Annotated in this window: 6 protein-coding genes; 5 read left to right on the top strand and 1 reads right to left on the bottom strand. The window is 32.5% G+C overall.

The features are described 5' to 3' along the window. Positions 1–609 precede the first annotated feature (609 nt). Complete coding sequence (locus tag WC223_13815; protein ID MFA6925318.1) at positions 610–1,206, bottom strand: hypothetical protein; 597 nt, start codon at positions 1,204–1,206, stop codon at positions 610–612. Positions 1,207–1,720: 514 nt separating this feature from the next. On the opposite strand from WC223_13815, the gene WC223_13810 reads away from it, so the two are divergent. From WC223_13810 to WC223_13790, 5 genes are all read left to right on the top strand, one after another. Further along, positions 1,721–1,936: a hypothetical protein gene (locus WC223_13810; protein ID MFA6925317.1), complete on the top strand. Its 216-nt coding sequence runs from the start codon at positions 1,721–1,723 to the stop codon at positions 1,934–1,936. After that, positions 1,933–2,196 (top strand): hypothetical protein, encoded by a 264-nt coding sequence (locus WC223_13805; GenBank protein MFA6925316.1) that lies wholly within the window; start codon positions 1,933–1,935, stop codon positions 2,194–2,196. Before WC223_13810 ends, WC223_13805 begins: the two co-directional genes overlap by 4 nt. Positions 2,197–2,225: 29 nt before the next feature. Beyond that, a complete protein-coding gene (locus WC223_13800) occupies positions 2,226–2,411 on the top strand; it encodes a hypothetical protein (GenBank protein ID MFA6925315.1) in 186 nt (61 codons plus the stop codon). 95 nt (positions 2,412–2,506) lie between these two features. Beyond that, positions 2,507–3,151, top strand: a complete 645-nt coding sequence (locus tag WC223_13795) for a hypothetical protein (GenBank protein MFA6925314.1) — start codon at positions 2,507–2,509, stop codon at positions 3,149–3,151. Between the two features lie 6 nt (positions 3,152–3,157). Beyond that, on the top strand, positions 3,158–4,368 hold a 1,211-nt coding region (locus WC223_13790), incomplete at its 3' end, for a hypothetical protein (GenBank protein ID MFA6925313.1).

Genomic DNA, 4,368 nt, shown 5'->3' with positions numbered 1-4,368 from the left:
GTAAATGATAAAATAAACTATATTTGTATTAATGAAAAATAGCAGAGAAATGACTTCAATGGGACAATCAGTTTTGGTGGCACAGTTTACTGCGAAATAGGTGGTCTACTTTGCTCGGAATATCCAAATAAGAGGGATTTGATTTTATTAAGAATATTTAGTTTTATTGGTTTTTTACTATTTGTATTTTTACAAAAATTTAATTTGTTCTATTATTTTCTTCATTTAAAAATAACATTATTGCCATTTGTATTATTATTGGCTGTATTTATAGTAACATTTTTGAAAAAATTAAATACCAATATAAAAATTCAGCAATAGTTTATTATTTTTAGCGAAAAGTGGACTGTCCACAGTTCAAAATCCGCTTTGAAAGAAAAGAAAAATCATGAATAAGAAAGTTCAATCCCCTGCTCTGAAATAATAATTTTAATCATCTGCATCGTATTAGCAAGATAGCGTGTGGACTGTCCACTTGGGTGAGACAGTCCACACGCTATCTTGTCGGGGAGTGCCCCGAACCCCCAAAAGACAAGTCAAGCTGACTAGTCAGCCGGTCTTGTCTTTTTTATTAAAATTATGAAAATTTGAAACAGCAGAAATCTGATATTATGAAATAAACTTGTTTTCCTTCAGGCTTCCCGATTGAAATTTGTTTAAAATACTTTTAGGAACGCTTTTTAAAAGAAATAATGCGAGCAGACATTGTATGGTTTTATCAATTGGTTCTATGCTGAATCCTGACAGTAAAACAGAATTAATTATTGTTTTTCCGCTTGCAAGCATATAAGCAACAATTAAGCTCGTTCCGTTTCCTGTTAATCCGCCGAATAAATAAACTATCACCGGAGCGCTGAATATTGCGGCAATTACGCCCATTCCTACGCCTGTAAATATTGTTTTATAAACATTGCTGAAAGCGCCTCTTTTTGCGAGTAAATGCACATATACAGCAATTACCGCCTGTGTGCATATAAAATATATGGCAAGAGGATTTATAAGCAATGATGTAAGGGCAAAACCTAATACGCCTGTAATAACGCCAGCCCTCCAACCAAGCAATAAAGTTAATAGTATCGTGCCGATGGCATCAAGGTATATAGGGAGTTTTAGCGCATATACTAAAGATCCTATCCCTATGTTTATTGCTATTCCAAGAGGGATTAACGCTAATGATAATCCCCTGTTATTTGATTTTGTATCCATATCAGTTTTTTCTCAAAAATACGCAACTAAAGTAAAATTTTCAAAACAAAAAATGCTCGCAAAAAATGCGAGGTTTTTTTGATACCTAAATTACCACGAAAAAAAACAAAGAATTTTTTAATAACTAAAAATGCGTGGAAACATTGATTATTATGTGTTTTGCAAACAATTTAATTTTGCAAAATTAGCTGATGTTATGTTCAACATTATTACATAAAAATAAATAAAAAAAATGAAGCAAAAAAATTATTCAAGAAAAAAACCCCTATTGCAACAAACAACAGAGGTTTTAATCAGAGGACCAAGTCCTCCATTTCTTGTTAACGCACGGCTAGTGGCTAACAGGAACTACGAAAGAACTAATACTGAGCCCCAACAAGCTCAGTATAAACCCTCTCGTAGTTCCTGTCAATCAACTTTTCCACAATCCTAAGTTGTTTCAAAGCCATGTAGCTGGATTACTCCGGTATCTTTTTATTTAAACCGTATTTGAAATTTTAAATATAATCCACACATGAATCCAAAGCATAATGATTTTTTCAAAATCAATTTTAAAAAAATACGAGAGTTGGATTTTATTCAGCTCTATACCGACTTTAACGATTGCTATGTCATTGTTGATAATAAACAAAGCAATGCGGTTTTTATTAAAACTTCATTAGTTGAAGTTTATAAAATAATTTTTGCAATACATTCTAATTACCTGAATAATTTAAACAAAACAATATGAATGAAAGAATACAAAACGAAGCAACGACAAGAATTGCAGAACTGATTTTTATAATCATGCAACCTGCAATAGCGGGAGGGATTTCAGAGAAAGAAGCAGAAATAATTTACAATAAAATATTAAGTAATATCTGCAAGCTTCATGAATCGCAATCACAATTTAATATTTTACTTGAAGATATACTTAATAAATGGGCATTACCTATTATAAAAGAACACGGAGTTTCAATTGATTTACCCCAACAATTCAGTTTAAATTAAATAATACAAACCCTTTAAACTATTAAATTATGGAAACAACTAATTTAAAGACAGAATGTAATAACACAACAGATGTTATTTCATTTTTTAAAGCTTCTTCAAACAGGCATTTGAATTTTGACGACCTGCATTATCTGGCTTATGTTGTATGCGAGGAAGCACTTAAAAAAGACACAAAAGAAGTTAAGAAAAAACAAAACACCAAAACACTCTAAAGCCATTGATAACAGTGCAAAATAAAGCAAATATAGGTTGTTTTTCTAAACAAATTGTCGGATGTTTGGTTGAAAATAACGCAAACCCTTGCCAAATGCAGAATATATCAACTATCAGGCAAGGGTTTATAAAACTCAAACAAATGGAAAATGCAGAAATGACAACAAACACAGCCGAAAACAAGGCAATGATCGGAAAACTTTATAAAAGTTTTATCACGGGCATAAAAAGCTGTAATGCGGTAGCCCCAAAAGAATGGATGCAGAAAAGAAAATTAAGCACTGAAATAACAGGAGCGGGATTTAACTCAGGACAAATACACCACAGAAAAGAACAACAATTTAAAGACGAGCTTGAAAGTATCGGTTTTATCACTAAAAGTAATTCCCCCACAAACAAAGGACAACAAGCATATAAAATATTCGGGAATTACTCAATAATATTTCCATTGAAAAATGAAAACAATGAGGTAGTAAATTTTCACGCAATATCAGTAGAAACTGGAAAAACTGAATATTTAAACAATGACGGAATTTATCCCAACTATCCGAGCATAACAACAATAAAGCTGTTTATTGCTCCGACAACACTTGAAACAGCGACAGTTCTTGAATCAAAAACACTCAAAGAAAACGAAGCTGTGATTTCATTATTTGATAATAAATTCAAACAACAACACTTTGATGCTATTTCAAAACTCAAACAATTACAGGAAATAATTTTCATAACTAAAAAATAAAGAATTATGAAAACCGAAATAAAAGACCTGAGAGCCATAATCGGAAACATACCAATAAAACGAGTATGCCTCGAAGATGAAACATTGCACGAAATTTTCATAAAAAACGGCAGTGAAGCAGTAAAGGAAAAATTAAGCAATACAATAGATATTGATTATACAGAAGCAAACGACACTTCCCTGTCCGTTCCCGAAACATCAATTAAAGAAGAAACTGCAGTTGAAAAAATACAGAAAGAAACAAAAACAATAATTCCGGACACAGAACAAATAACAAATCCGGAACCTAAAATAATTGAAAACAGAAAATTAACTATTGAATCTATATATGACGGCAAACTACTGCTACGAAACGAATTCAATAATTATTACATTCTTGGTTCATTAACGCAGGATTTAAGCACACTCAGAACAACCCTCATTATAGAAGAAAAAACCACAGGAAGAAAAGAAAGGACAAAAGTTGATTTATACGAAAGAGAATCTTTACGATACCTCGCAGAACAAGTCGCCGATATCTTTTGCCAAAACCCCGAACAAATCGAAATAGAATTGCTCCAACTCACAGATGAACTTGAAAAATATCGGGAGCAACAACTGGAGCAAATAAAAAATGAATACAAAATAAGGCGTAATTTTTTGCAAATAGCACCTGAAAAAGAAAAACAGATTATTGAATTTCTTAAAAGTCCTGACTTAATAAGCAAAATAGACAAGCTGATTGAACAGGCAGGAGTAGTTGGTGAAGAAAACACAAGAAAATTATTATTCATAATCGCATCAACCTATAAAATGAATTACCCGCTTCATTCATTAATACAAGGAACAAGCGGATCAGGGAAAAGTCATTTAATAAATACAATCGGACAATGCTTCCCCCCTGAAGATGTGATGTCAATGACAAGGGTGACGAGCAAATCATTTTATCACTACACCAAAGAAGAACTTGTGGACAAATTGATGCTCATTCAGGACTACGACGGCTTGGACGAAGAAGCCCAGTATGCATTCAGGGAGTTGCAGAGTGCAGGAGTAATAAGCAGTTCTACCATATACAAAGACCGCACAGGAAATTTAAACTCATTGGTAAAAGTTGTAAAAAGCCACTTCGCTTCAATGCTGGCAACAACAAAAGCAGAAATATATTACGATAGTATGAGTCGTTCAATAATAATAGGAGTTGACGAAAGCGAAGAACAAACACAAAAAATAATAGA

Source organism: Bacteroidales bacterium (genome assembly GCA_041671145.1).
In the GTDB taxonomy this organism is placed as follows: Bacteria; Bacteroidota; Bacteroidia; order Bacteroidales; family JAHJDW01; genus JAQUPB01.
Note: the sequence above shows the minus strand (reverse complement) of the source record. Positions and strands in the feature narration are given on the sequence as shown.

Bases quoted from the DNA above. Each gene is read 5' to 3' on its own strand.
- WC223_13795 (MFA6925314.1), top strand. From the start codon at position 2,507: ATGCAGAATATATCAACTATCAGGCAAGGGTTTATAAAACTCAAACAA.
- WC223_13810 (MFA6925317.1), top strand. From the start codon at position 1,721: ATGAATCCAAAGCATAATGATTTTTTCAAAATCAATTTTAAAAAAATA.
- WC223_13800 (MFA6925315.1), top strand. From the start codon at position 2,226: ATGGAAACAACTAATTTAAAGACAGAATGTAATAACACAACAGATGTT.
- WC223_13805 (MFA6925316.1), top strand. From the start codon at position 1,933: ATGAATGAAAGAATACAAAACGAAGCAACGACAAGAATTGCAGAACTG.
- WC223_13815 (MFA6925318.1), bottom strand. From the start codon at position 1,206: ATGGATACAAAATCAAATAACAGGGGATTATCATTAGCGTTAATCCCT.